2 protein-coding genes are annotated in these 658 nt (G+C 32.8%); both read left to right on the forward strand.

The window, feature by feature from the left end; all coding sequences use genetic code 11:
- Positions 1-14 precede the first annotated feature (14 nt).
- Positions 15-218, forward strand: a complete 204-nt coding sequence (locus ADF75_RS04160; protein WP_048789255.1) for a CsbD family protein — start codon at positions 15-17, stop codon at positions 216-218.
- A gap of 271 nt (positions 219-489) precedes the next feature.
- On the forward strand, positions 490-658 hold a 169-nt coding region (locus ADF75_RS10170; protein WP_082162653.1), incomplete at its 3' end, for a CsbD family protein.

Below are 658 nucleotides of genomic sequence, written 5' to 3' on the forward strand. Positions count from 1 at the left end.
ATGGAGGTAAGACTATGTCTACAGAAGAAAAAGTAAACCAAGCAAAAGGTGCAATCAAAGAAGGTGTCGGTAAATTGACTGGCGACAAGAAAACAGAAAAAGAAGGAGCTGCWGAAAARGTAGTTTCTAAAGTTAAAGAAGTSGCAGAAGACGCAAAAGATGCCGTTGAAGGTGCAATCGAAGGCGTTAAAAATATGATTAAAGGTGATGACAAATAAGTCATAAGTATAATCGACTTTTCGTGTTAGATCAACATATTCTCTACTAATTTTAATTCTTTTCATAATAAGTTTAACAATCAGATTATAAAGGCTAAAAGCCAATATGATCAAATAATCCTAAGTAATGCACTATTCAATTTAATTGAGTAGTAACACATTTTCTCATTAGATTTAAGCGAAAAGTCGATTTTCTTTTGATATAGAATCAAATATTCTCAAGATTATTTCATAATTAAAATTTAAAGATATTACACATGGAGGTAAGACTATGTCTACAGAAGAAAAAGTAAACCAAGCAAAAGGTGCAATCAAAGAAGGTGTCGGTAAATTGACTGGCGACAAGAAAACAGAAAAAGAAGGAGCTGCTGAAAAAGTAGTTTCTAAAGTTAAAGAAGTGGCAGAAGACGCAAAAGATGCCGTTGAAGGTGCAATCGAAG

Origin of the sequence: Streptococcus sp. 1171_SSPC (assembly GCF_001069335.1) — a bacterium.
GTDB lineage: Bacteria > Bacillota > Bacilli > Lactobacillales > Streptococcaceae > Streptococcus > Streptococcus xiaochunlingii.